At 71.2% G+C, this 21,952-nt stretch carries 13 protein-coding genes; 3 read left to right on the forward strand and 10 right to left on the reverse strand.

What is annotated here, in order from left to right:
* On the reverse strand, positions 1 to 844 hold an 844-nt coding region (locus C2L58_RS24595; protein ID WP_158264163.1), incomplete at its 3' end, for an FAD-dependent monooxygenase.
* A gap of 69 nt (positions 845 to 913) precedes the next feature.
* On the opposite strand from C2L58_RS24595, the gene C2L58_RS24600 reads away from it, so the two are divergent.
* The gene (locus C2L58_RS24600; protein WP_103339967.1) at positions 914 to 1,492 is read left to right on the forward strand and encodes a TetR/AcrR family transcriptional regulator; all 579 of its coding nucleotides are present in this window, start codon (positions 914 to 916) and stop codon (positions 1,490 to 1,492) included.
* A 477-nt stretch (positions 1,493 to 1,969) separates the two neighbouring features.
* On the opposite strand, the gene C2L58_RS24605 is transcribed toward C2L58_RS24600, so the two are convergent.
* The 7 genes from C2L58_RS24605 to C2L58_RS24635 are packed head-to-tail and all read right to left on the reverse strand — an operon-like array spanning position 1,970 to position 14,839.
* Positions 1,970 to 3,637: an Hsp70 family protein gene (locus C2L58_RS24605; protein ID WP_103339968.1), complete on the reverse strand. Its 1,668-nt coding sequence runs from the start codon at positions 3,635 to 3,637 to the stop codon at positions 1,970 to 1,972.
* A 15-nt stretch (positions 3,638 to 3,652) separates the two neighbouring features.
* Entirely contained in the window at positions 3,653 to 5,767 is a 2,115-nt protein-coding gene (locus C2L58_RS24610) for an Hsp70 family protein (protein WP_103339969.1), read from the reverse strand.
* Positions 5,764 to 6,147, reverse strand: coding sequence for a nucleotide exchange factor GrpE (locus C2L58_RS24615; protein ID WP_103339970.1), 384 nt, complete (start codon positions 6,145 to 6,147; stop codon positions 5,764 to 5,766). Before C2L58_RS24615 ends, C2L58_RS24610 begins: the two co-directional genes overlap by 4 nt.
* Before the next feature lie 22 nt (positions 6,148 to 6,169).
* Positions 6,170 to 6,604 (reverse strand): hypothetical protein, encoded by a 435-nt coding sequence (locus C2L58_RS24620; protein WP_103339971.1) that lies wholly within the window; start codon positions 6,602 to 6,604, stop codon positions 6,170 to 6,172.
* Positions 6,597 to 11,582, reverse strand: a complete 4,986-nt coding sequence (locus C2L58_RS24625) for a CHAT domain-containing protein (RefSeq protein WP_103339972.1) — start codon at positions 11,580 to 11,582, stop codon at positions 6,597 to 6,599. The genes C2L58_RS24620 and C2L58_RS24625 overlap by 8 nt, the downstream gene beginning before the upstream one ends.
* A complete protein-coding gene (locus C2L58_RS24630) occupies positions 11,579 to 14,368 on the reverse strand; it encodes a hypothetical protein (RefSeq protein ID WP_103339973.1) in 2,790 nt (929 codons plus the stop codon). The genes C2L58_RS24625 and C2L58_RS24630 overlap by 4 nt, the downstream gene beginning before the upstream one ends.
* 9 nt (positions 14,369 to 14,377) lie before the next feature.
* Complete coding sequence (locus tag C2L58_RS24635; RefSeq protein WP_103339974.1) at positions 14,378 to 14,839, reverse strand: hypothetical protein; 462 nt, start codon at positions 14,837 to 14,839, stop codon at positions 14,378 to 14,380.
* 258 nt (positions 14,840 to 15,097) lie between these two features.
* Here C2L58_RS24635 and C2L58_RS24640 point away from each other — a divergent pair, with 258 nt between their 5' ends.
* Both C2L58_RS24640 and C2L58_RS24645 read left to right on the forward strand, forming a co-directional pair.
* Positions 15,098 to 16,453, forward strand: coding sequence for a hypothetical protein (locus tag C2L58_RS24640; protein WP_146073667.1), 1,356 nt, complete (start codon positions 15,098 to 15,100; stop codon positions 16,451 to 16,453).
* Between the two features lie 37 nt (positions 16,454 to 16,490).
* On the forward strand, positions 16,491 to 16,997 hold the full coding sequence (locus tag C2L58_RS24645) for a hypothetical protein (protein ID WP_103339976.1): 507 nt from the start codon (positions 16,491 to 16,493) through the stop codon (positions 16,995 to 16,997).
* A gap of 8 nt (positions 16,998 to 17,005) precedes the next feature.
* Here C2L58_RS24645 and C2L58_RS24650 read toward each other — a convergent pair whose 3' ends face one another.
* Both C2L58_RS24650 and C2L58_RS24655 read right to left on the reverse strand, forming a co-directional pair.
* On the reverse strand, positions 17,006 to 19,771 hold the full coding sequence (locus tag C2L58_RS24650; RefSeq protein WP_103339977.1) for a zinc ribbon domain-containing protein: 2,766 nt from the start codon (positions 19,769 to 19,771) through the stop codon (positions 17,006 to 17,008).
* 17 nt (positions 19,772 to 19,788) lie between these two features.
* The gene (locus C2L58_RS24655) at positions 19,789 to 21,867 is read right to left on the reverse strand and encodes an Hsp70 family protein (RefSeq protein ID WP_103339978.1); all 2,079 of its coding nucleotides are present in this window, start codon (positions 21,865 to 21,867) and stop codon (positions 19,789 to 19,791) included.
* Positions 21,868 to 21,952: the final 85 nt, after the last annotated feature.

A 21,952-nucleotide genomic window follows, 5' to 3' on the forward strand; every position in this document is an offset into this window, starting at 1 on the left:
CCCAGGGCGACCGGCTGAGCAGTTCGACGTCGAGATCCGGGATGCCGGTCACGATGCGCAGGAGGTCGTGCCAGTCGCCGTCGCCGAGCGTGTGCGCCTCGGGGAAGTCGGCCGTCGAGAACAGCCAGCGGTCCGTGCCGTTGACCGAGAGGAAGGCGCCCGAGACCACCGGGTTGTCGATCTCGCACAGGTTGAACGGCTTTTCTCGCGCGAGCTCCGTGAGATCGGCGCGGAAGTAGAGGTCGAGGTTGTCGGCGAGATGACCGTGGCCGCTGCGCGGGACGCCCAGTGCGGTTCGGATGGGACTGCGGGCGCCGTCGGCGGCGATCAGGTAGTCCGCGCTCAGCTCGCACGGCTCGCCGTCCGCCGGCTTCAGCAGCGCGGTCACCCCGTCGTCGTCTTGGGTGAAGGACACCAACTCGGTGCCGAGCCGCACGGACACGCCCCGTTCTTCGGCGGCCCGGCGCAGGATCGGCTCCAGCACGACCTGCGGGCACAGGACGTTCGGTCCCGGGCTCAGCTCGGGAATCCTCGCCTGCTGCAGCCGCCGTTCCCGCATGGTCCCGCTCAGTTCCCGCACCCGAGCGGCGGCCAGTGTCGGACCGGCCAGGACCTCGGTGAACGACGCGAGCGGCACACTCGCCTCGGCGACCTCACCCGCCAAGCCGAGCAGGCGGAACACTTCGGTGCTGCGCGGGTTGAACCGGCGCGCCTTCGGCTGCGGCGACACACCGGCGTGCTTCTCGACCAGCACCGGATCCACCCCTTCGCGCCGCAACAGGAGAGCGGCGGTCAGCCCGGCGATCCCGCCACCGCTGATCAGAACAGGAACACGAACCGTCATCGGAACTCCTCGATCAAAGGTGACACGGTACAACTGAGTACACCGTATAACTAGTGGTATCGTCAAGGCATGACGACCGGGATGGGCAGGCGGGAGCGCAAGAAGGCGGCTACCCACCAGGCACTGGCCGACGCGGCCCTGCGGCTGTTCCTCGAACGCGGCTACGACAACGTGGGCGTCCGCGAGATCGCCGACGCCGCCGACGTGTCCACCACGACCCTGCAGAAACACTTCCCCAGCAAGGAATCCCTCGTCTTCGACCGAGACGCCGACATCGAGGAGGCCCTGATCGCCGCTGTGCGCGACCGCGCGCCGGGCACTTCAGTGCTCGCCGCGCTGCGGGACCACACGCTGGCCCGCGCCGAGCGCGGCGCCGCCACCGACGGGGCGTCGGAGTTCATGACCCTCGTGCGCAGCACGCCGGCACTGAGCGAGTACTGGCGCCGGATGTGGATGCGGCACGAGGAGGCGCTCAGCCACACTCTCGCCGCCGAAACCGGCACCCCCGAAACCGATGCCGGATGCGCCGCACTGGCCCACTTCGCGCTGGAAACCTCGGCACTCGCCATCCGCGCCGAAGATCCGGTCCGCACCATCGAAGCCGCGTTCGCCATCCTCGAACACGGCTGGCGCGCCTCGCCACGCTGAGCTGCTCCTCAGGTGACCCCACCACTCATCCCGCCACTCCCAGCGACACCTCGACACCGGACCGACCCTTGAGATGTTCGAGACGGGCCCGGCCAGTCCTCTCACCAATTTCGCAGAACCCCTTCGTTCCAGCTCGCTGGGCTGGTCGGAGGCATTTTCCGCGTTCCGGGGGTTGATCTTCGGTGCTCGCCGTGCGGCGTGATCTTGTACTCCTGCCGGGGCAAAAGCGGAGCACTACCCCGCCCTCGATCCGGCGCCGGCGCGGTGTTCTCGCTGACCTCGGGCCTCGTCAGAGGGTGACCCCCACCGGGGTCGACGGTAGTGACGCCGCCGTGTGCCAGCGGCGCTCGAGGTCGTCGAGCAGCCGCTGCTCGACCTCAGTTCGGCCACCTGTGCACGCGGGCGCAGCAGCTCGACCGCCTCCAGGAGTGTGTCGCCGCGGGGCGACAGGGCGTCGATGAGCCGATCGTTGGGGGATCAAGGCACTCGGCGCTGATCGGACTCGCGAAGCAGGCTGCTCGCCGGACGGTGGTCGGGGGCCCAGTGCAGTGCCGTCTGCAGGCCCCGTCTCGCCTCTTCGCGGCTGCCGGCGCGGAGCAGGTCACGGCCCTGGAGGTAGTTCCGTTCCGCCAGCAGGGCGCGGATCCGCGCGTTGGCGTGGTCGTGGTGCAGGGCGCACCGCAGCAAGCGCTCGTCGGCCTCGAAACTGGCGATGGTCGGGTTGGCCATGGCCGCGGCGCAGTGCAGGTCCAGCATCTCCTCGAACACGTCCACGTCGTGCGGATCCGCCTGCCAGGCCAAGTGCGCCATGGCGATCGCCCTGGTGTGGTCCCCCTCCTCGAAGAACCTTCGTGCGGTGGCGATCCGTTCGCCCGCGGTCGCCGCCCGGGCGGGTTCCGGCCGGGCGGTGTCGATCTCGGCCAGCAGGCCCTGGGCTTCGCCGATCAGCTCGCGCAACTCGTCTCGCGCGGCGTCCAGCCGGCCGGCGCTGATCAACTGGCGCACTCCGGACAAAGTGGACTTCGGAGCCGAGGCGGCGGCTTGTCCCGGGGCGGTCAGCACGGTCGCCGCCAGCGGGGAGAGTGACGGCGTCTGGTCGGCCTTGCGTGGCTCGGCCGCGGGTTCGGGCTCGTCATAGGCCGGAACCGGGCGGCGGCCGAGTTCGTGTGCGTGGCGCAACGCACCGCGGGCGAGGTGGTCGTCCTCGGTGCCGGCCAGTGGACGGCCGAGCCCACCGAGGACCTCGCGCAGCATCGGCATGGCCGTGCTGCCGCCGATCAGCGTCACGACGTCGACCGCGGCCGCGTTCAGGTCGGCCCGGGTGAGCAGCGTGGCCACCCGGTCGAGCGTGCCGGTGACCACGGCCTGCACGTGCCGGTTGAACGACGACTGGTCGAACTGGACGTGCAGTTCACCGCCGGCCGCCGGCACGGCACGGGGGAACAACACCGATTCGCCGGCGGTGAGCCGCAGTTTGACCTGCTCGGCGAACCGCCGCAGCCGCGGCCAGTCGACGTCGCCGTGGTGCCCTCCGTGCGGTGTCACCTGTTGCTGCCTGAGCGCGGTCAGCCAGCTGCGCAGGATGAGTGCGTCGAGGGTGGCGCCGTCCGGGGTGGCAGCCCCCTCGTACCCGAGCACGCGGTAGGTGCCGCGCACGGTCCGGACCAAGCCGAATTCGCAGCCGCCGTACCCCATTCCGTACACCAGGTAGGTGCCGGTGCGGGTGCCGGCAGACTGTTCGACCACCGCGGCGACGGTGTCGGTGATCAGCCTGACGTCGGTGAGCCCGGCGTCGTCGGCGGCGGCCAGCAGCGCGCTTCGCTGCGCGGTGAAGAACCGGGCCGGCACGCTGATCACGGTGTGGCCGATGCTCGTGCCGGGCTCGCGCAGGATGCCCGCGCGCACCACGCCCAGCGCCTTGGCCACCACGGCGGCCGGGTCGACGCCGGACTCGGTCGGCTCGCCGCCCAGCCGGCTCTTCACGCTGGGAAACGACACCGGGATGCCACCGGCCGCCGGTTCGCAGAGCAGCCACGGCCACTCCGCGCCGGCCAGCGTGACGGTGGTCGCGGCGGCACCGGAGGCCGCGTACGCGGCACGCAGCCCCGTGCTGCCCAGGTCGACACCGAGATGGACGACGGTCACAGCCCACTCCTGACGTCAGGACTCGAGCAGCTTGAGCAGCCCGGCATAGTCCTCCGCATCGTGGATCTCGGCGACCTCCTGCCGGTTCAGGCTGTTGGCCACCAACACCTTGAGCACCCGCACTTGCTCCTTCACCACGCCCTGGCGGCCCTCGCTGTGGGCGTCGCGGACGCTGCGGATGGTCTGGCCGAGCTGCTCCTTCTCCGCCTTGCCGGCCCGCGCGGCGGCGCGATCGGCCAGGTACAGCGCGGACGCGAGCCCGGAGCTGAACAGGTCCGACTCCAGCACGGCGAGCATCCGCCGGCATTCGCCGGGTTCGGCAAAGATCAACGCCTGCTCGGCCTGGGTCACATCGCCGGTGACCTTCTTCTTCTGCTCGGGATCAAGGTACTCGACGTAGTCGTGCAGGAAGACCTTGGCCGCTTCCAAGGCAAAGGTCAGGTCCGCCCGCTGGGCTGCCTCGTCGTTCTCGGCCGGCGGCGGGGCGGGTGCTGGCTTCGTTCGCGGGGCGTCGATGCGCAGCTTCTTGTTGTGCTCCAGGCCGACGTCGGGGACGGTGATCGTGACGTGCAGCTCGCGGTTGCGGTCGAACATGAAGGCCACGTCCACGCGCGTGTTGACGTCGATCGCCTCCGGCAGCTCGAACTCGATCACGCCCTGCTCGTGGTTCTGGCTGGCCAGCGGATCGTCTCCCTCGTAGACCGGCACCCGGATGAGCCGGCCGTCGGTCACCCCGAAGCTGTGCACCATCGGCTCGCTCATCGGGTACGGCGTGTTCTTGGGGATGATCGGCACGAAGGCGTCCCGGTGTGAACCCTTGACCGCGTTGACGCCCAGCGCCATGCCGGTGACGTCGTGGATCTTCGTGTCGCCCGCGGACGGCGCGGTGATCAGCGAGTGCCGGCACTGTGCGCACGTGTCGGCCGACTCGTCGTTCACCGCCTTGCACGACTGGCACTCCACCCCGTGCAGCGTGCTGGCCAGGATCCCGGCGCCGATCGCGACGCACTCCATCGGGTCGACGTCGCGGCGTACCTTGGCCTTGCCGAACAGCTCCTCCACGGCTTCGTACACCTTCGGGGTCAGCGTCGCGCCGCCGACCAGCAGCACGTCGGAGATGTCGGACTTGTCCAGCCGCTGGCTGGTGAGCACCGACTCCACGAGGGTGATCGTCCGCTCGACCAGCGGCTCGATGAGCTCGTCGAACCTCGACCTGGTCAGCGTCATCGTGACGTCGAGGTAGTCGCCGGCCACCTTGTAGGCGTGCCCGATGGTGATGTCGGCCGAGCTGTTGTCGCTGAGGAACCGCTTGGCCGCCTCCGCCTCGGTCCGGGCCAGGAACATGAACCCGGCGTCGCCGGACGGGTCGACCTCGCCTTCGCGCTTCACCCAGTCGACGATCTCGTCCACGATGAGACTGTCGAAGTCGTCGCCGCCGAGCCAGGTGTCCCCGTTGAACTCCATGACTTGGAGGTGTGGGCGACCCTGCTTGTCCCGGGTCATGTTGAGCACGGAGATGTCGAAGGTGCCGCCGCCGAGGTCGTAGACGAGCACCCGCCGCCGGTCCCGCTCGCCGAGTTCGACGCCGAACGCCACCGCGGCGGCGGTCGGCTCGTCGATGATCCGCTTGACCACCAGCCCCGCCCGCTCGCCGGCCTCCCGGGTGGCGGCGCGCTGCGTCTCGTGGAAGTAGGCCGGCACCGTGATCACGGCGTGCGTGACCGGGGTGTCCGACGCCGCGGTCTTCAGCCGTTCGAGGATGAACGTGGACACCTCGGCCGGGGTGTGGACCGTGTCGCCGAGGACGACGTGCGCCCGCGGATCCTCGTCGGGACCGGGCACGATCCGGTAGCTGCGCCGGGAACGCGCCTGCTGGACCGACGGGTCTTCGAAGTCCCGGCCCATGAGCCGCTTCACCGACAGAATCGTGTTCCGCGGGTCGCGCTTGCCCCAGTTCAGCGCGTTCTGGCCGACCAGGATCTCCCGCTGGCCGTTGTGTTCTCGCAGCCCGACGACCGACGGGGTGGAGCGGGAGCCGCCGACGGTCACCACCCGGGTGCGGTCGTTCTCCGGGGTGTAGGTGGCGACCACCGAGTTCGTGGTGCCGAGATCGATGCCGATTGCGGTCATGACTGGATGCCCTTTCCCGATGAAACGATGACCGACGCCGGGCGGAGCAGGTGACCCCGGTAGCGGACGCCGCGTTCGATGACCTTGAGAACCGTGTCGGCCGGCAGGTCCGTCGTGTCACTCGCTTCGACCACGTGGTGCGTCTCCGGCGCGGCGAGTTCGCCGCGCCGGCCGATCAGCTCGACGGCGCTGTGCGCGGACAGCACGGTCGCCAGCCGGTCCACGGTGGTGCGCAGGACGGCCGGGCTGCTGATGCCGACGTCGTCGTCCAGCGGCCGGCTGAGCGCGTCGAGAACGTCCGTGACCCCCGCGACCAGTGCTTCGGTGTCCAGGTCGAGCCGCGTGAGCTCACGCAGCAGAAATCGCTCGGCGGTGTCCATCGCCCTTGTCTCCCGGGGGGGGTCAGCGGTCGAACCGGATGAGTCGGTCGAGGAACGACGAGGTGGGGAAGGCGCCCGGACCGGCCGGCGGATTCGGTTCCTCGGCGAGCTCGTCGGCGAGACCTTCCAGGAGCTCGACCGGAATCGTGGTGAGCGCTTCGGTCACCTCCGCGGGCTCGCCGGGGTCGGCCAGCTCGTGGGCGATGCGCTCGTCCAGCCGGTCGAGCTCGGCCTCCTCGCCGACGTCGTAAAGCAGGAGATCGGCCAGCAGCCGGCCGGCCAGGTCACGCAGCTCGTCGGCCGCCCGCTGGGTGGTCGGGTTCATCATGTCCTCGGCCATCAGGGTGAACACGACGTCCTTGACCTCGGCCTGCGTGGACCGCGGCGTGATGCCGAAGCCGGCCAGCACCCGGTAGGGGAACCGGCCCGGCCACCTGGTCAGCGGATCCTCAATCATCGGCGGGTCCTCCTTCGCCCAGCAGTTCCTCCAGCGCGGCGAGCAGATCGACGCGATACCGCTCGTCCGACGGATCCGCGCGCACGGCCATGACCAGGTAGTGCACGCACAGGCTCAGATCGCCGGCGGCCCGCCTGCGGTCGGCTTGCCCGGCCAGTGCCCGGGCCTGGGCCGGCCCGGTCAGGTCCGCGGCCGGGTCCCCGTCGAACGACTGGATCAGCCGGTGCAGTTCGGCCGCGGGCAGGCGGCCGAGTACCGCCTCTCCGATCGCGTCGACCGTCTGTCCCAGCACCCAGCGCAGCCGGCCGGTGGGACCGGCTTGGTCGATCACGCCGTGCACCCCGGACAAGGCCTCGAACAGCGGCGCCAGCTTGTCGGCGGCCGCGGTCAGGCGGCCGGAGTAGTGGAGCAGGCCCTGGACGAGGTTGTAGCGCACCCAGGCCGAATCGGGATCGAGCCGGAGGGCTCGGCGCAGCTCGCCGACCGCGCGGGCGAGATCGGCCGGCAGGCCGAATTCGGCGCAGGCCGAGCCGTGCCAGACACCGCGGTCGACCAACAGGGCGGCGAGTTTCCTGGTGAGCGCGGTCCGGATGGGATCGCCGAAGGCGGGAAGGGCCCGCTCCACCAGCTCGATCGCCTCGTCGAGACCGGCACAGCTGCCCGCGGTCGACTCGGCCAGCACGTCGGCCCGGCCGATGATCATCCGCGACGTCGCCTCCCGGGCCCGGACGCCGATCTGCGCGTTGTCGGCGATGTCGATCGCGCCGGCCAGCCCGGCGATGGCCGGGTCGAGCTGCCGGCCGGCCAGCAGGTCCCGGGCGATCGACAGCCGGGCCCGCACCGCGAGCCCGACCGCGTCCACCAGCATCCGGGATCGACGTCTCGGCAGGTAGGTGTACGCCGGATCGTGCGCCACGAACTCCCGGCAGTGCGGACAGTCGCCGACGCCGCCGTGCCGGGCCGGTCCCGCGCAGTCCTCCGGCAGTTCGCGCCGTCGCAGCCGGTGGTAGTCCGGCAGCGCCCGCAGCGCCCGCTCGAAGCGGTGGTGGTCCAAAAAGGACGAAGCCGCGGACAGGCCGGAGAAGGCGCAGCGCAGCCGGCCCCGCAGGCCCGAGCGGCCGTCGGCGTCGGACTCCCTCTGGTGTTCCCCGGCGATGAACTCGCCCAGCTCCCGGGAAAGACCGACCAGCCGGAGGTATTCGGGACCGCAGCTGAGCCGGCCCTCGCCGCCGCGCAGCGGTAGCCCGCCGGCCTCCTTCAGGCACTGAGCCGCATCGAGCTCCGCCTCGAACCGGAACACCAGCTCCTGGTACCGGTCCGCCTCCGCCTGCTGTCCCGCGTTGGCGTGCCGGTCCGCGTGGCCGGTCAGCACGCCGATCAAGTACCGGCCGAGCTCGATGCGCAGCAGCGCGGTGTCGGCCGGGGTGACCGCGTGGCCGTAACACGCGGCCCGGCCCTGTCGCCAGCCGGTCCAGAACTCGTCATCGGTGAGCACCGTCGCCAGGCAGGCCAGCGCGGTCCGCCACACCGGAGCGGCCAGCTCCCACGCGCCGGCCTCCTCGAGGTCCTGGGCGTGCCAGAACGACGTCAGGCCGAGACAGTGCGCGTCGTGCTGGTCATCCGGCCGCGCACGGAGCCGGGTCTGCCACAGCGCGGTCGCCCGGGGCCGGTCACCGGCGAGCAAGGTCAGCAGCGGAGCGTCGCCCGGCAGCCGCGCGCAGAGCCAGGACAGCGGGGCCCGTTCAGCCGAGTCCATCGTGGCCAGTGCCCGGCGCAGTGCCTCCGGCTCGCGCAGCCGGTACATCCGCGCATCCACCAGCAACCGTTTCGCCGGCGTGCGCAGCTGGTCCCAGGCCATCCGCTCCCGCCAGCTGATGACGCCCCGCTCCATCAGGATGAACGTGGCGTCGGCGACCACCTCGGTCGGGGACGCCGGACTCACGCCGGCCGAATCCAGGGCCAGATAGGGGAAAGTGGGCTCCCGCAGCATCACCGGGTCCGCGACCAGCGTCGCCTCGGCGATCCCCTCCGCGAACGGCAGTTCGGCCAGCAGGAAGTCGAGCCGCTCCCGGCGGTGCCGCACGTCGCGACCGGAGGCGGCCGCCCGGTCGTAGGCGGCCTTCGCCCGGGACCACTGGCCGGCGGCGTCCCATCGCCGTCCCCGGGCGTAGTCGGCGCGGCCGGCCGCGTCGGCGTGGTCGCCGCACGACTCGTACGCGACGATCGCAGCGCCCCAGTCGGTCCGCTCCTCGGCCAAGCGGCCGCGTGCGTAGGCGGCGAGCGTCAAGGTGTCCGAGTAGGCGTCGCCGGCGTCGGCGACCTCCGTCCATCGCCCCGCCGCGATCGCGGCCCGCAGCGTGGCATAGCGCCGCCGGGTGGGCACATCCAGGAAGTCGTTCGGCAGCTCGGAATACAAGTCGGCGGCGTGGGCCCAGTCCGACGCCAGTTCCGACGCGCGAGCCGTGACGTAGCCGATCCGCAGCCGCACGTCGCGGTGGTCGCGCGGCAGGGTGCCGTATGTGTCGAGCGCGGCAGCGTAGTCGCCGTCGTGCTCGTCCCGGCGGCCGGTCGCATAGCGTCGAGCCAGCTCCAGTTCGCCGGTGCTGGGCACCGTCGCGTAGCACTCCACCGCCCGGGCCCAGTCGTCGCTGTCCTCGGCCAGCCGGCCCCGCGCGGTCCAGCGGAGCACGCCGGCCGATCCGCCGCGATAGGCATCGGGTGTCGCGCCGAGCCCGGTGAGCACGGCGCGCCAGTCCTCGCGTTCCCCGGCCAGCTCGGCCCGGGCGAACTGCCGCCGGCGGCCCACCTCGCCGTCGGCGAAATCATCCGGCAGCTCGGCGAAACCGTCGGTGACGCCGGGCCAGTCGTCCCGGCTGTCGGCGAGCATGCCGTCCACGTACCTCCGGCGCGCGCCGACGTCGAGCATGGTGTCCGGCAGACCGGCGTAGGTCTGCCGCGCCGCCGCCCAGCGGCCGGCGTCCTCGGCGACCCGGGCCGCCGCGTAGCCGGCCAGGTGGTCGTCGTCGACGCCGAGCGCGACCGCCGCACGGAAGTGGTTCTCCGCCCCCGGCCAGTCGCCGAGGTCGATGAGGGCGTGACCGTGCGCGTGGGCCGACCGGCCCGGTGCGTCGGCGAAGCCTTGGCACGCGGCGTACCCACTGACGGCGTCCGACCAGCGGGCCTGCGTCTCCGCCAGCCTGGCCGTGAGGTAGCCGACCCGGACTTCGGTGTCCCGATAACCGCTTTCGCGAATCCCGAGGATGGCCGAGGCCTCGGCCAGCGCGGCCTCCCAGTGCTCCGCCTCGTGCTGGGCGAGCAGTTCGGCGTAGTGCTCCGCCAGGGCGATTTCCTGCTGCGCGGCACCGAGTTCCGTCGTGACGTCACGAGCGCCGGCCGGCTGTTCGCGCTCGATCCGCCGGTACCGGTCCACGGCGGACTTCCAGTCGCCGTCGGCCGCCGCCTTGCGGGCCTGGTCGAGCTGGTCGCCGACCTTGCGCGCCGCGGCGATCTCGCCGGTCAGCAGGCGCAACACCGGGTCGGGCACCAGATTGCGCGCCTGGTCGAGGTGCCTCTGCGCCGAGTCGTGGTCGGCCTCGGCGAGCGCGTCGCACACGCGTTCCACGTCCGGCCAGGCGAGCTCCAACCGGGCTTCCGCGACGAGCTGCGCCTGTTCGGGCGTTCCCTGGGCGGCCTTCGCGATGCTCTCCACCTGCTGCCAATCCTGACGCAGCCGCAGGAACCGCGCGGCCGCGACGGCGATCGCCGGCCGGATGTTGCCCTGGGCGCGGAGCCGGCCGAGCGCTTCCTCGCCGGCCCGCAGGGGATCGGTCGACTCGTCGTCGTCCCGCACCTCCCGGACCTTGAACAGCCAGCCGAGGCCGCAGGCCGGGTGCAGGAACAGCGCGGGAGTGGCCCATTCGATCGCCGTGTGCCCCGGCAGATTGGCGATGTGATGCCGGGCCGAGGTCATCGCCTCGTCCACCGAGTTGTTCGCGCAGATGCCGGTGAGCAGCTTCGGCCCGAACACGCCGGCCGCCCGGTCGGTCACCAGCCCCTGCATGGCGACGACGGCCGGGATGCCCCGGCCGACCATGGCCTGGGCGAGCCCGGCGAACGGCTCCCGGGCGGAGTTCCGGGCGCCGAAACAGAGGTTCAGCACGATCAGGCGCAACTTCCGGGCGCGCACGAGGATGCCGCTGAGCACATGGCCGGGCACCACGTCGGCGGTGCCGTCCCTGGCCTCCAGGATGACGACGCCCTCGCCGCTGTCCTCCTGGTAACCGCCGTGCGCGATCAGCAGCACCGCGGTCGGCAGTCCGGCGTTGTCGGTCAGCCACTTCTCGATGTCGGCCCGGGTGGTGTGGCGGATGACGTGGGTCTGCACGAGAAAGGGCGGCAGGTCGGCCAGCTCGGCCAGTTCCGCGGCCGCGTCGATGGCCGGCAGGTCCTGGTCGTGCGGGGCGGCGATGGCGATGAGCAGGTGCAGGACATCCGGCAGGTCGTCACCGGCCGGCAGGCGGCAGTTGTCCGGGCTGCCGCGCAGCGACCGGGCGATCGACAGGTTGCCGTCGAGCGCGAAGGTCTGCTCGGGCTGCTCCGACGGCGAGCACAACGTCTCCACCGGCAGCGCCTGCAGGGCGGCCGGCAGGTCGAAGCGCAGCCGCAGGCCCAGTCCCCGCCGGTCGGCCGCCGCCCGCGCCCGCCGCACGCAGTCGGTGAGCGCGCCGTCGAAAAGCAGGTCGTACACGGACTGGCCCAGCCGCCGCAGACCGGTCGTGGTGTTGGCCGAGCCGGTCGGCGCGTTGCCGGTCTCGATGTCGATGAGGCGGTTCAGTTCGGCGCGCAGCCCGGCCGCCTCGGCGCCGATCCGGGCGGCGCGCACGCCCTGGGTGGCGCCGTTGGCCAGCACGAGGTAGCGCTGCGCGCCGATCTGACGAACGCGAAGCCGAAGTTCCTCGAATTCCCGCACGGGCGTCACGACTCCGCATCCCGTCGCCGGTCTTCGTATTCCTCGAGCACCCCGCCCAGCTTCCGCCTGGCCCGGTCGAGCGCATCACGGAACTTCTCCGTGCCGTGCATGGCGGCGCCTGCCTCGAACTGGTCGACCGCCTCGGTCAGCAGGCGAACGCTGGCCTCGACGTCGAACCGCTGGAAGGCGCGGGAGGACAGCACGCTGAGCAGCGTGCCGAGGTTGAACCGCGGCAGCGGCAGGTCCGGGCGCAGCCCCACCGCCCGCCGCAGAGCGGCCAGCGCCTGCTCGTCGTTCGCGGGGGACTCGTCGAACAGGTCGACACCCCTGGCGTTCAACAGGAAGGCCAGTTCGCTTTCCACGCGGTCGCGCTCCGTGCCGTCCTTGGCCGGGATGACCGCCAACACCGCGTCGAGCACGGCGATCGCCTCTGCGTGGTCGTTGCGTTTCGCCAGCACGAGGGCTCGTCCCAGCGCTTCGTCGGCCACCTCGTGGAGAATGGCGTTCCGGTGGTTGAACCGCATGGCCAGGGTGATCGCGCCACGCCAGCACCGCCGGGCGTCGGCCAGGTCCGTCACGGGCTTGGTGATGTCGCCCCGCGCGATGTCGAGCAGGGTCCGCGCGGCCAGTTCCGCGCTGGCCCGGGCCAGTTCGTCGTGCTTGTCCCGGCACCGGCTGAACGCGGGATTGCGGCGGTCGAACTCCGGGCACTCCGGTTCGCACAGCAGCGGTTCGGAGATCATCGCCGGATGGGTCCGGCCGCCGGTCCGCGCGCAGGACGGGCAGCGCAGGTCCAAGGCGGTCAGCGCGGCGGCTCGTGGCCGCCCGACCTCCAGCCTGGCGACGGCCAAGCCGAGCTCGGAGAACTGCCGGAACAACTGGACCGTGTCCTCCTCGGCCGCGGGCCGGCTGAGGAGGAACTCACCGAGCCGCCGCTCGAGGCCGAGCTCCGCGATCCGCAGAGGCCCGCACACCAGCGCCGGACCGGCCGGGTCGGCGTCCGGAAGCCCGCCCAGTCGCGCGAGCAGTGCCGCCGCGGCGCGTTCCCGGCGCAGCAGCAGTCCGAGGTCATCGGAGGGGAGCCGTCGTTCGATGAGCTCCTCCAGCGCCGATCGCGCGGTGTGGATCGCGTCCTCGGGCACGAGGCAGCGGTATCGCCGGGCCGCCCGTGTCCGCCAGCGGATCCAGAAACCCTCGTCGTACAGCACCGACACCGACGCGCCGAGGCAACCGGGCCAGTCGAGGAGATCCGGCGACCGGTCCGGCGTGGCGCTGAGCGTGTGCAGGTGCAGCACGGTCTGAGCGTGGCTGTTCCGGTGATCGGCCGGCGCCCGGACGGCGGCTCGGGCCAGGTGCGCCGCCGCGTGCGCGCGCCGGTCGCTCAGCACGTACGCGACGGCCTTGAGCAGCACCAGGTCACCGTCGACGTGATCGGGTAGTGCGTCGGCTGCCGCCGGCCAGTCGCCACGGCGGGCCGCGGCGACGCCGTCGGCGCAGCGGAGAAGCGTGCGTTCACGTCCGGCCCGGCTCCCGGGTACGTCCGCTGCATCGGCGTCCGCGAGGTGCGGCCACGCGTCGTTCCCGCCGGCGCGATACCGGGCCTCGGCCAGCACCGCCGGCCAGTCCACGCCTCCGGCCGATTCGAGGATCTCCACCGCGGCCGGCCAGTCGCCGCCCCGGATCCGGAGTGCGGCCAGGACACGGCCGGCCAACCGCCGGATCCGGTCCGGTGTTCCCGGGTCGGCGCACAGGTCCCGCAGTTCGGCATCGGCCGGTTCGGCGTTGCGTATCGCGCTCATGGCCAGCCCGAAGCGGCTGACGGGATCCGTCGTCGTGGCCAGCGTCTGCTGCCAGTACCGCTCCGCCGGCGCGTGCCGGCCGTCGCGGAACTCGAGCACGGCAAGGTAGCGCAGGCCGCGCGGGCCGCCGGCGCGCAGCCGGGTGCGGGCCCGGTCCCAGTCGCCCCGGGCGACGGCCAGCATCGCGTCCCGCAGGTTCGTCTCCTCGACGAGGTCGGCCAGGTCGTTCGGATGGGCGCCCCGAAGCCGCTGCCAGACGGCCATGCTCGCGTCGAAGTCGTTGCGCTGCAGGAGGGCCAGGCCGTGGTGCAGCAGCACGGCGTCGTCGTGGCAGCCGCCCGCGACGGCACGGTCGAGTTCGGTCGCCGCGGTCTCGAACTTTCCCTGGTGCCACAGCGCCATGCCGAGGATCGCCGCCGCGTCGGCGCTGGGCGGGACATCGGCCGCGATGGCCGCCGCCCGCGTGGTCTCCCCGCGTTGCAGCAGCAGCGCCGCGGTCAGCAGCCGCGTGTTGTCGTCGACGGCATGGTGGTCGGCAGCGGCGAGCAGATCAGGCAGGGACACATCGGCCCGCCCCTGCCGCAGCCGGACGTAGGCCCGCTGCAGATAAGCCCGGCCGTGCCGGGGGTCCCGGTCGAGCGCAGCGGTCAGCAGCCACTCGGCACGCCGGTGGGCAGCGGCGTGAGCGGCGGCGCACCCGGCCCAGTAGAAGCCGTCCGGGCTGGTCGGCAGCAGTCGCTGGACGCGGTCGAACCGCAGGTCCGCGGCCCGGATGTCGTTGTCGGCCAGGTGCACGCGGCCGAGCCCGATGTGGGCGGCCGCGGCGAAGTCGTGGGCCGTCTCGCCGCTACCGTCCAGTTCGCCGAGGTGGCCGAGTGCGGCGGTGAAGGCGTCCTCGGCGGCGCGGGGGTCATGGCCGGCCAGCGCCCGCTCGCCGTCGGCGATGGCCGATCGCACCAGCTCGAGCACCGTTGGGTGGCTGCCCACTTCGATCATGGCTCCGGCTCAGCCCTCGGCTTCGTCGAGCTCCGAGCGCCACTTCTCCTGGTGCCGGTCGTAGTGCAGCGGCCCGGTCCGGTACGCGGCCAGGTCGAGGCCGACCAGTTTCTTGATCGCGTCGGCCGGCAAATCGGCCTCCATGATTATGGTCAGTTCGGTCGCCGTGTCCCGTAGCACAAGTGGCACCTGCTTGGTGGCCTTTTCACCTTTCTTGCCGAACGGGGTCAGCTTCTTGGTCTTGGCGTACAGGTCCTTGACGGCCTCGCTTCCGATACCGGTGAGAAAGGCTTGAAGCGGCAGGGCGGCGAGCATCAGCCAGGTGAGTTCGTTCGGCCCGCGGTGGGTCAGGCGCCGGCGCACTTTCGTGACGAAGCCCAGTTCCCGGAACGAGGACTCCAGCTCCGCCGTCAGCTCCGCGCTGATGTCGTGATCGAAAATCAACTCCGCATGCGGCGACGGCCGTCCCATTGCGTGATCCCTCTCTGCGAAACCGGGTGTGCGTACCAAGGTCACCCGGCCACGAACCGCGACGCGGCGGCCGCGTGACCGGCCGGCCGGGCGGTTCCCCCGATGTCCGGCGGCTTTCGTCAACCTGACCACAGCGTGCATCACTGGGCTGTAAGCTAACCATGCTGCCGGTCACATGGCCAGGAAACTGCACTCGATCGGCGGTGTTGCGGGGAACGCCGCCGATTGTTCCGGAGGTAGCAGTCTGAACGTGAACAGTTGTTCGCCACCGAGGTGCGGTGGCGACCTTTGACCAGCGCGATCGACGACTCGACCGACGAAACCACCACGGGCTTTCCGGAAGTCAAGAAACTTGGAGGGGAAGCGGCGGGAGCCGCCGAGAAGCTTTCCGCACTCTGCGCGGAGCTGGAGAAATCCGGCGCGAAGACCGCCGCGTGCCGCGTGCGCCGCGTCGACCAGGCGGTCTCCGCGCTGCCGTTCCCGGTGATCGAGCGGTTGATAGCGCCGGAGCGGGCGCTCGCGGAGTTGGACGACGTACAAAACGCGCCGGTGCGCCGGCTGCACGCCCAGCGCAATCAGGTCGCCTTGGCGCCGATTCTGCTGACCTGGCTGTCGATCGGCGTGGCGGTGCTGCTGGGCGAGGGCGTCGCGCTGCTGCCGTTCTACGGCGTGGTGGCGGTGCTGGACGCGGCCCTGATCGGCTGGGTCGTCTGGCTGACCTGGCAGGCGCACGTTCGGGAACAAGCCGCCGCGAGCGAATACGAGCGCGTCGCCGAGCAAGTCGACGTCGCGGTCAGTTCGCTTGCGGTCGCCATGGCGGACCACGCGTCGCAGGCGCCGGCCAACGCGGAGGAATGGGGGCTGGCGGCCCGTGAAGTGCTCCAAGAGGCGCGTCAGCAGACCGCCGAGCTTTTCGAGGCGACCAAGGAAGCCGTCGACAAGGCGAACGACAACCTGGCCTCGGTGCACACCGAATCCGAGAAGCTGCTCGGCCTGCTGGCCGAGCAGATCGGAAAGACGCTGGACTCGCTGCAACAGGCCAATGAGCAAATGGTCACCCGGGTGGCCACGGAAGCGGTCGCGGTGCTGAACTCCGCGGTGACCGAGGACCGGACACTGGTCAACGAACAACTGGCGCCGCTGGTTGAACAATTCCAGGCCAACGTCGAGTCGTTCTCCCGCAGCTACGAGGCGTACCAGGAGAACACCGCCGCATTTGTCGCGGTCACTTCGGACGTCGGGGTGGCGGCCACCGTGCTCGGCGAGAGCGCCAAGTCCTACACCGACATCGCCGAATCCATCGAAACCCACCTGCGGAACATCGACGGGTCGCAGCAGCATTTCATCGAGCAGGTGACGGAAAGCGCGCGCAGCATGGGCACCGCCGCCAGTTCCATGCAGAACGTGAGCACGCTGCTCAGTGACCGGCTGCGCGCCGATCTGGAAACCATCACCGTGCAGTTGAACTCGTCGAGCGCGCGACTGGCCGCCGTGGACACGAATCTGGTCGAAACCACCAGTGCCCTCGGGCAGGCGGCCCTGGAGATGCAGAACGCCGCGGCCGCCATGGGCGGCCTGCCGCCGCGGCGCTTCCCCTGGATCAGGCGGGGCTGAGGCCGTGCGCGGCACGCGGACCAGGCGCGGTGGCGATGTGCTGTTCGGCAGCGCGGGATGGCTGTTCGCCGACCTCATGCTGGCCCTGGTCGTGATGGTGTTCGTGGCGACCACGGTCAACGCCCGGCCGAGCCCGCCCCCGCCGAAGCCGTCAGTCCCCCCGACGCCCTCCCGAACGACGACCCCGACGCCGACCACGACCGCCCCTCCACGCGGACTGGCGCCCCAGCCGCTGAAGCTGGACATCAACGTGAACACGGACGCCTTGCTGCGCAACGACCGTGGCGGCATCGACGCGATGCGGTCGGACATGCGCGCTGCGCTCGGCGGGCCGCTCGCCGGGCGGCAGGTCGGCGTGGTGCTGACCTTCGGTACCTCGCCCGCCAACAAGATCCAGCGCGGCGTGACGGTGGCCAAGCAGTTCAACGACCAGGTGCTGAAGGCGTGGGGCGGACAGTTCGCCGAGGCGGTCTACGACGGCTTCTTCCAGGGCGGCGACGACCTGAACAAGATCAGCCTCGAGATATTCGTGTACAACGGCTGACGCCCGGCTCAGCGCCCCTTCCGCCGTCGCGGCTGACGCCGTCCCCCCTTCCTGGGCGTCAACTCGGCGGCACACCGCGACCCGGTGGCGACGAAGACCTCGCCGTCCTCGACACTCGCCGACGCGACGACGAAGTGGAACTTCTGCTCGCGGTCCGGTGTGGTGCCGGCGACGTCGAGCCAACCGGTCCGGTCGATGCCGACCCGGTCCACCAGCACGCTGTGGGGCGCGACCGCCGGATCCGGCGGCCAGTCGTCGTGGTCGTAGGTCACGAGCGCCGCGGTGCACTCGTCCGGCCACTTCCAAGTGAGGCGAACGGTGTCCCCGAGGTCCCGCGCGGCGAGCTCCCCGACCTCGTCCTGCGCCGCGTAGCGGCGGATCTCACCGACGTAGCCGACGCCGTGCTGGATCACGACCTGGGCGAAGTAGTACAGGCCGGCGCGCGGCAGGGCGAAGCCTTGAGCGGCGGCCTCGGTGAGCAGCGAGCCGTGCCGGCCCAACTCGGTGACGGGATACTGCTCGCCGGCCCGGATCCGCGGCCGCTGCTGGGTCCACAAGATGGTGGCCGCGCCCGGCGCCGCGCCTTGGGGCAGCAGGTCCACCAGCCGGTAGCACAGGCCCAGGTTGCGGGTCACCGTTCGAACGTGGACCGGCCCGGGCAGCGCCGGCGGCCGGCCGGGAATCAGGGACACGGAGACGCCGGCGGACCGGTGATCGGCACCGTCCGGGGCCGGATAGCGGGCTCGCAGGGTGTAGGTGTGGGACACGCCGTTGACGAGCCCCTCGTCGCGCAGCCGGGTCGGTTCCGGCGTCTCGACGTCCGACGTCTTCCCGTCCGCGGTGCGCTGGACGACCGCCCCGCCGGCGTGGATCGGCAACTGCCACGCGAGTTCCACCACGCCGTCGTCCACACGCTGCGAAGTGATGGTGACCTCGCCGGCCACCAACACCGGCTCGGTCGTCACCGCCGCGTGCTCCGACGCGACTCCGGTCGCGCGCTGGGCGAACACCGCGTAGTGCAGCGGCAGGCCCGTTTCCGGGGTCCGGTCGTCATAGGTGGTCCGGCGCACCGTGGTGAGCCGGAGGCCGTCGGCGACCGAAGCCGGCGGCACGGCGCCGGACTTGCGGACGACCACGTACCGGACGTTGTCCGAGCTCGACGGCGTCCAGACCAGGCGGATCGTGGTGCCGGTGGATTCGGCCCGGAGGTCCCGCGGCGGTTCCGGTGGCAGTGCGTTGACCGCCCGGATCGCCCGTTTGTGGTCGGCGCAACGCGCCAACGCCTGTGTGTAGTGGTCCAGCTGCTCCGACGTGCTCGCCGTCCGCTCGGCGAGATCGCAGAAACGGTCGGCGTCGTCGATGTGCTCTGTCGCCTCGCGGATGAAGCGCTCGTGGTCCTGGACAGTCGCGGGCGCGTGGGTGGCTTTGTTGAGGACCGCGTGGTAGTTGCGCTGCTCGGCCAGCGTGCGCAGCTGACGGGCCGTGCTCTCGTCCTGAGCAGCGCGCTGCCGGCGCAGTCCCGCCACCTGCTCCCGGCATCGCTTCAGCTGCACCGCCGGTTCGTCCGTGCCCTCGGACGGCCAGGCCTGCCTGGCCGTGGCCAGTTTCTCTTCGGCGCCGGCGAGATCCTGCTGTTCGCACAACTCCAGGCATTCCCGGGCCAGCAGGGACACCCAGTCGTAGTCGCCGACGGGAAAGCCGCACTGACCGCAGGAGGCGTGCCCGGGCACCGTGCGCTCGCACTTCGGGCAAGTGATCCGCAGCCGGACGCCGCACACCACGCAGAACTGGTTCTCCGCGTCGTTCCACGTCTCACACGCTCCGCACCGCGTCCGATCTTGCTCGGACGCCTCGGCGCTGCCGGCCGGGAGCGACACCAGCCATTTCGTCGGCTTGAAGTGCTCGAGCAGCATGGCCAGCGCGGTCTTGGTTTCCGCACCGACCGCCTTCGCCTCGGCGAGAAAGCGGTCGACCTGGCCGGGTTCGAACCGCTCGGTGGCGGCGAGCGCCGACCGGTACTTCTTGATCAGGGCGTTCACCGGCGCCAGGGCCAAGGTGGTGTCGTAGCGGCCCCGATCCTTGGCGGAGCCGAAGACCTGCATCGCGTGGCCGGCGAGTTCCTGCCGTGCCACCAGCTTCTGGTCCTGCTTGTTCATGTTCAGCTGGGTTTGCTGGTACAGCGTCTTGGCGGCGGCGGCGAGGCGTTCGGACGGCGACCGCGCATCGACGCCCGGATCGACCCCCGCCAGCAGGGTGTAGAGGGAATCGGCGCCGAGCGAGTCGAGCAGGCTCCGGATCCGGACCGCCTTGGACTGGTCGAGCCCCTCGGGGACGCTGTGCTGCTGCGCGAATTCGCGCGTCGGCATGCCGTCGAGCCGGTGCGCGACGTCCGGATCCCGGAGCAGATCCGGATAGTTCCGGCGCAGGGCGGTCCGCTCGGCGTCCCACAGGAAACCCTTGCTCATCATGATGCGCAGGTCGTGTTCGAAGGCGACGCGCAGCCGCTCGCGCTCGTCTTCCAGCCGTCTCCGCGCGTCGGCGTGCTCCTGCTCGCGCAGCACCGGATCGACCATGACCCGCTTGATGTCGTCGGTGTGGTTGATCGCCCACTGCGCGTCCATCACTTTCCGGCTGTTCTTCACGCCGTTGAGGACGAGCTTGCTCCACTCGCTGCGCTTGGCGCGCAGTCGCGTTTCGAACACCGCCCCGGTCCAGCGGGCGCCGGGGTCGATGTCGAGCAGCAGGAAGTAGTTCGGACGGTTGCTGTTGGCCATGACGGCGTTCCCCCACCTCACGCGTACCGTGGCGTCAGATCCCTGATGTGACCGCCACGGCCCTCGGCCAGTTCCCGGGCGATGGTGGTGAACGACTCGGTCAGCCGGTGCAGGTCGGTGAACAGGCTCTGCTCGGACGACGAGGCGATCCGGCTCAGGAACTCCCGGTCGGCCGAGCCGAAACCGATCGAGAGGCACTCGATGCCGGCCGTGTGGCACCGGGCGGCCCGGGGGATCACCCGATCCTGTTCCGCCCACCGGCCGTCGGCGAGGACGATCGCGTACCGGGCGCCGGGTGCGTCGACCAGGTCGTCGTACAGCGCGTCGAACGGGTGCGCGCGGTTCCCGTACCCGGTCGTGCCCACGTCGAGGCCCTCGATCGCCCGGCCGATGGCCCCGGCGTTCTGGGTCGCGGTCTGGCAGACCAGCACCCGGTCGGAGAACCCGATCAGCCCGATCGAGGTGTTGCTCAGGTCGCACTGGCCCACGAAGGCGTGCGCGGCCCGCTGCGCCTCGGCCAGCGGATCACCGGCCATGCTGCCGGACAGGTCGAACGCCAGGTACACCGTGGTGTGACCGCGCTTGCCGGCGCCGCTCGGCCGGCCGGCGAATCGCTCCGGCACGTCCGGCGGCACCGCGTCGACGGTGACCAGCAGCGGCCGGGTCGTGGTCCGGTCGGTCGCCGAGACCTGCACGACGCCGCTGCTGTCGTAGGCGTATTCGATGTCCACGACCGTGCCCCCGGTACCCGGTCCGAACCCGGTGACCACGTAGCGGCCGAGGTAGGCGCAGTCCTCCGGATGGTCGGTCTCGCCCTGGGTCAGGAACACCTCCAGCAGGTTCTCTCCGTTGTCCTGCAGGTGGAACTGGTAAGGGCGGCTCTCCCGCGCCGGGATCGGCAGGTTCTTCCTGATCAGCACACTGTTGACGTACCGGGAGCCGGTGGCGTTTTCGGCGATCATGCCGAGGCTGTGCGCGATCACGTCCTGGGTGAGCCGGATCCCGACCCTGCCGCCGGAACCCTCGGCCACGGCGAGCCCGTGCGGTGCCGGCGTCCCGGTGGCCGCGTCGATCGCGGCGCCGATCGCCACGGCCTGGTCCGGGTGCACCCCGCCGAGCGGCTGGTGTCCGGAGAGCCGGGCCACGCACTCCCGCACCATGGGCATGCGGGTCGAGCCACCGATCGGGATGACGCCGTCGATCCGGTCCCAGCCGAGGCCCGCGTCCGCGACCACCTGCCGGGTCAGCTGCTCGGTCCGGTCGAGCAGGTCCCGGGTCAAGTCCTCGAACTTCTCCCTGGTCACCTGGTAGCGCGCGGTGTGCCCGGCGAAGTCGAGCAGGATGTCGCCCTGCTGCCGGGCGGAGAGCGTGTGTTTGAGCTGTTCCGCGCGGGCCAGCAGGGTGAGCGCGTCGTCCACGCCGATCTCGACGCCGAATTCCTCGGCGAACAGGTGGTGCACGTGGGAGACGATGCGGCCGTCCCAGTCCGCACCGCCGAGCCGGTGATCGCCATCGGTGCCGAGCACGCGCATTTCGTCACCCGTTATTCGCACGAGGGAAACGTCGAAGGTGCCGCCGCCGAGGTCGTACACCAGCAAAGTGCGCTGCTGCGGCGCCGCGCGGAATCCGTAGGCGATGGCCGCCGCCGTCGGCTCGCTGATGACCCGCAGCACCTCGAATCCGGCCCGCCGGCCCGCGGTTATCGCGGCGGTCCGCTCCGGGTGGGTGAAGTACGCGGGCACCGTGATGACCGCGCGTTTCACCCGTTTGCCGAGGAACGCCTCCGCCTGTGCCTTGAGTTTTGCCAGCACCAAGGTCGACAAATCGGTCGCGTCGAACTCCTGGTCGCGAAACGAGAGCACGAAACGCGGGTCGCCCAGGTGCCGTTTGAACGCGGCCGCCACCTCGGTTTCGCCGTCGGCCTGCGCGATCTTCGCCAGGGCGCCGACCACCGGCGGGTCATTCGCGAAGCTGACGACCGACGGCACCAACAGGCGGCCGGCCTCGTCCGGGATGACTTCGGGATTTCCGTCGTCGCCGAGATGGGCCACCGCGGAATAGGTCGTGCCAAGATCAATTCCCACGACCTCGGTCAACGCCGCCTCCCCGCCTCGACTGTGCCCCGGACCACGGTAACCTATCGGACACAGAAAGATGGCTCAGTGGTTCGGCCAAGTTACT

Origin of the sequence: Amycolatopsis sp. CA-126428, from assembly GCF_002904335.1 — a bacterium.
In the GTDB taxonomy this organism is placed as follows: Bacteria; Actinomycetota; Actinomycetes; order Mycobacteriales; family Pseudonocardiaceae; genus Amycolatopsis.

Coding starts and splice junctions, on each gene's coding strand:
- C2L58_RS24635 (WP_103339974.1), bottom strand. CDS start 14,839: ATGGGACGGCCGTCGCCGCATGCGGAGTTGATTTTCGATCACGACATC.
- C2L58_RS24630 (WP_103339973.1), bottom strand. CDS start 14,368: ATGATCGAAGTGGGCAGCCACCCAACGGTGCTCGAGCTGGTGCGATCG.
- C2L58_RS24600 (WP_103339967.1), top strand. CDS start 914: ATGACGACCGGGATGGGCAGGCGGGAGCGCAAGAAGGCGGCTACCCAC.
- C2L58_RS24615 (WP_103339970.1), bottom strand. CDS start 6,147: ATGGACACCGCCGAGCGATTTCTGCTGCGTGAGCTCACGCGGCTCGAC.
- C2L58_RS24650 (WP_103339977.1), bottom strand. CDS start 19,771: ATGGCCAACAGCAACCGTCCGAACTACTTCCTGCTGCTCGACATCGAC.
- C2L58_RS24610 (WP_103339969.1), bottom strand. CDS start 5,767: ATGACCGCAATCGGCATCGATCTCGGCACCACGAACTCGGTGGTCGCC.
- C2L58_RS24620 (WP_103339971.1), bottom strand. CDS start 6,604: ATGATTGAGGATCCGCTGACCAGGTGGCCGGGCCGGTTCCCCTACCGG.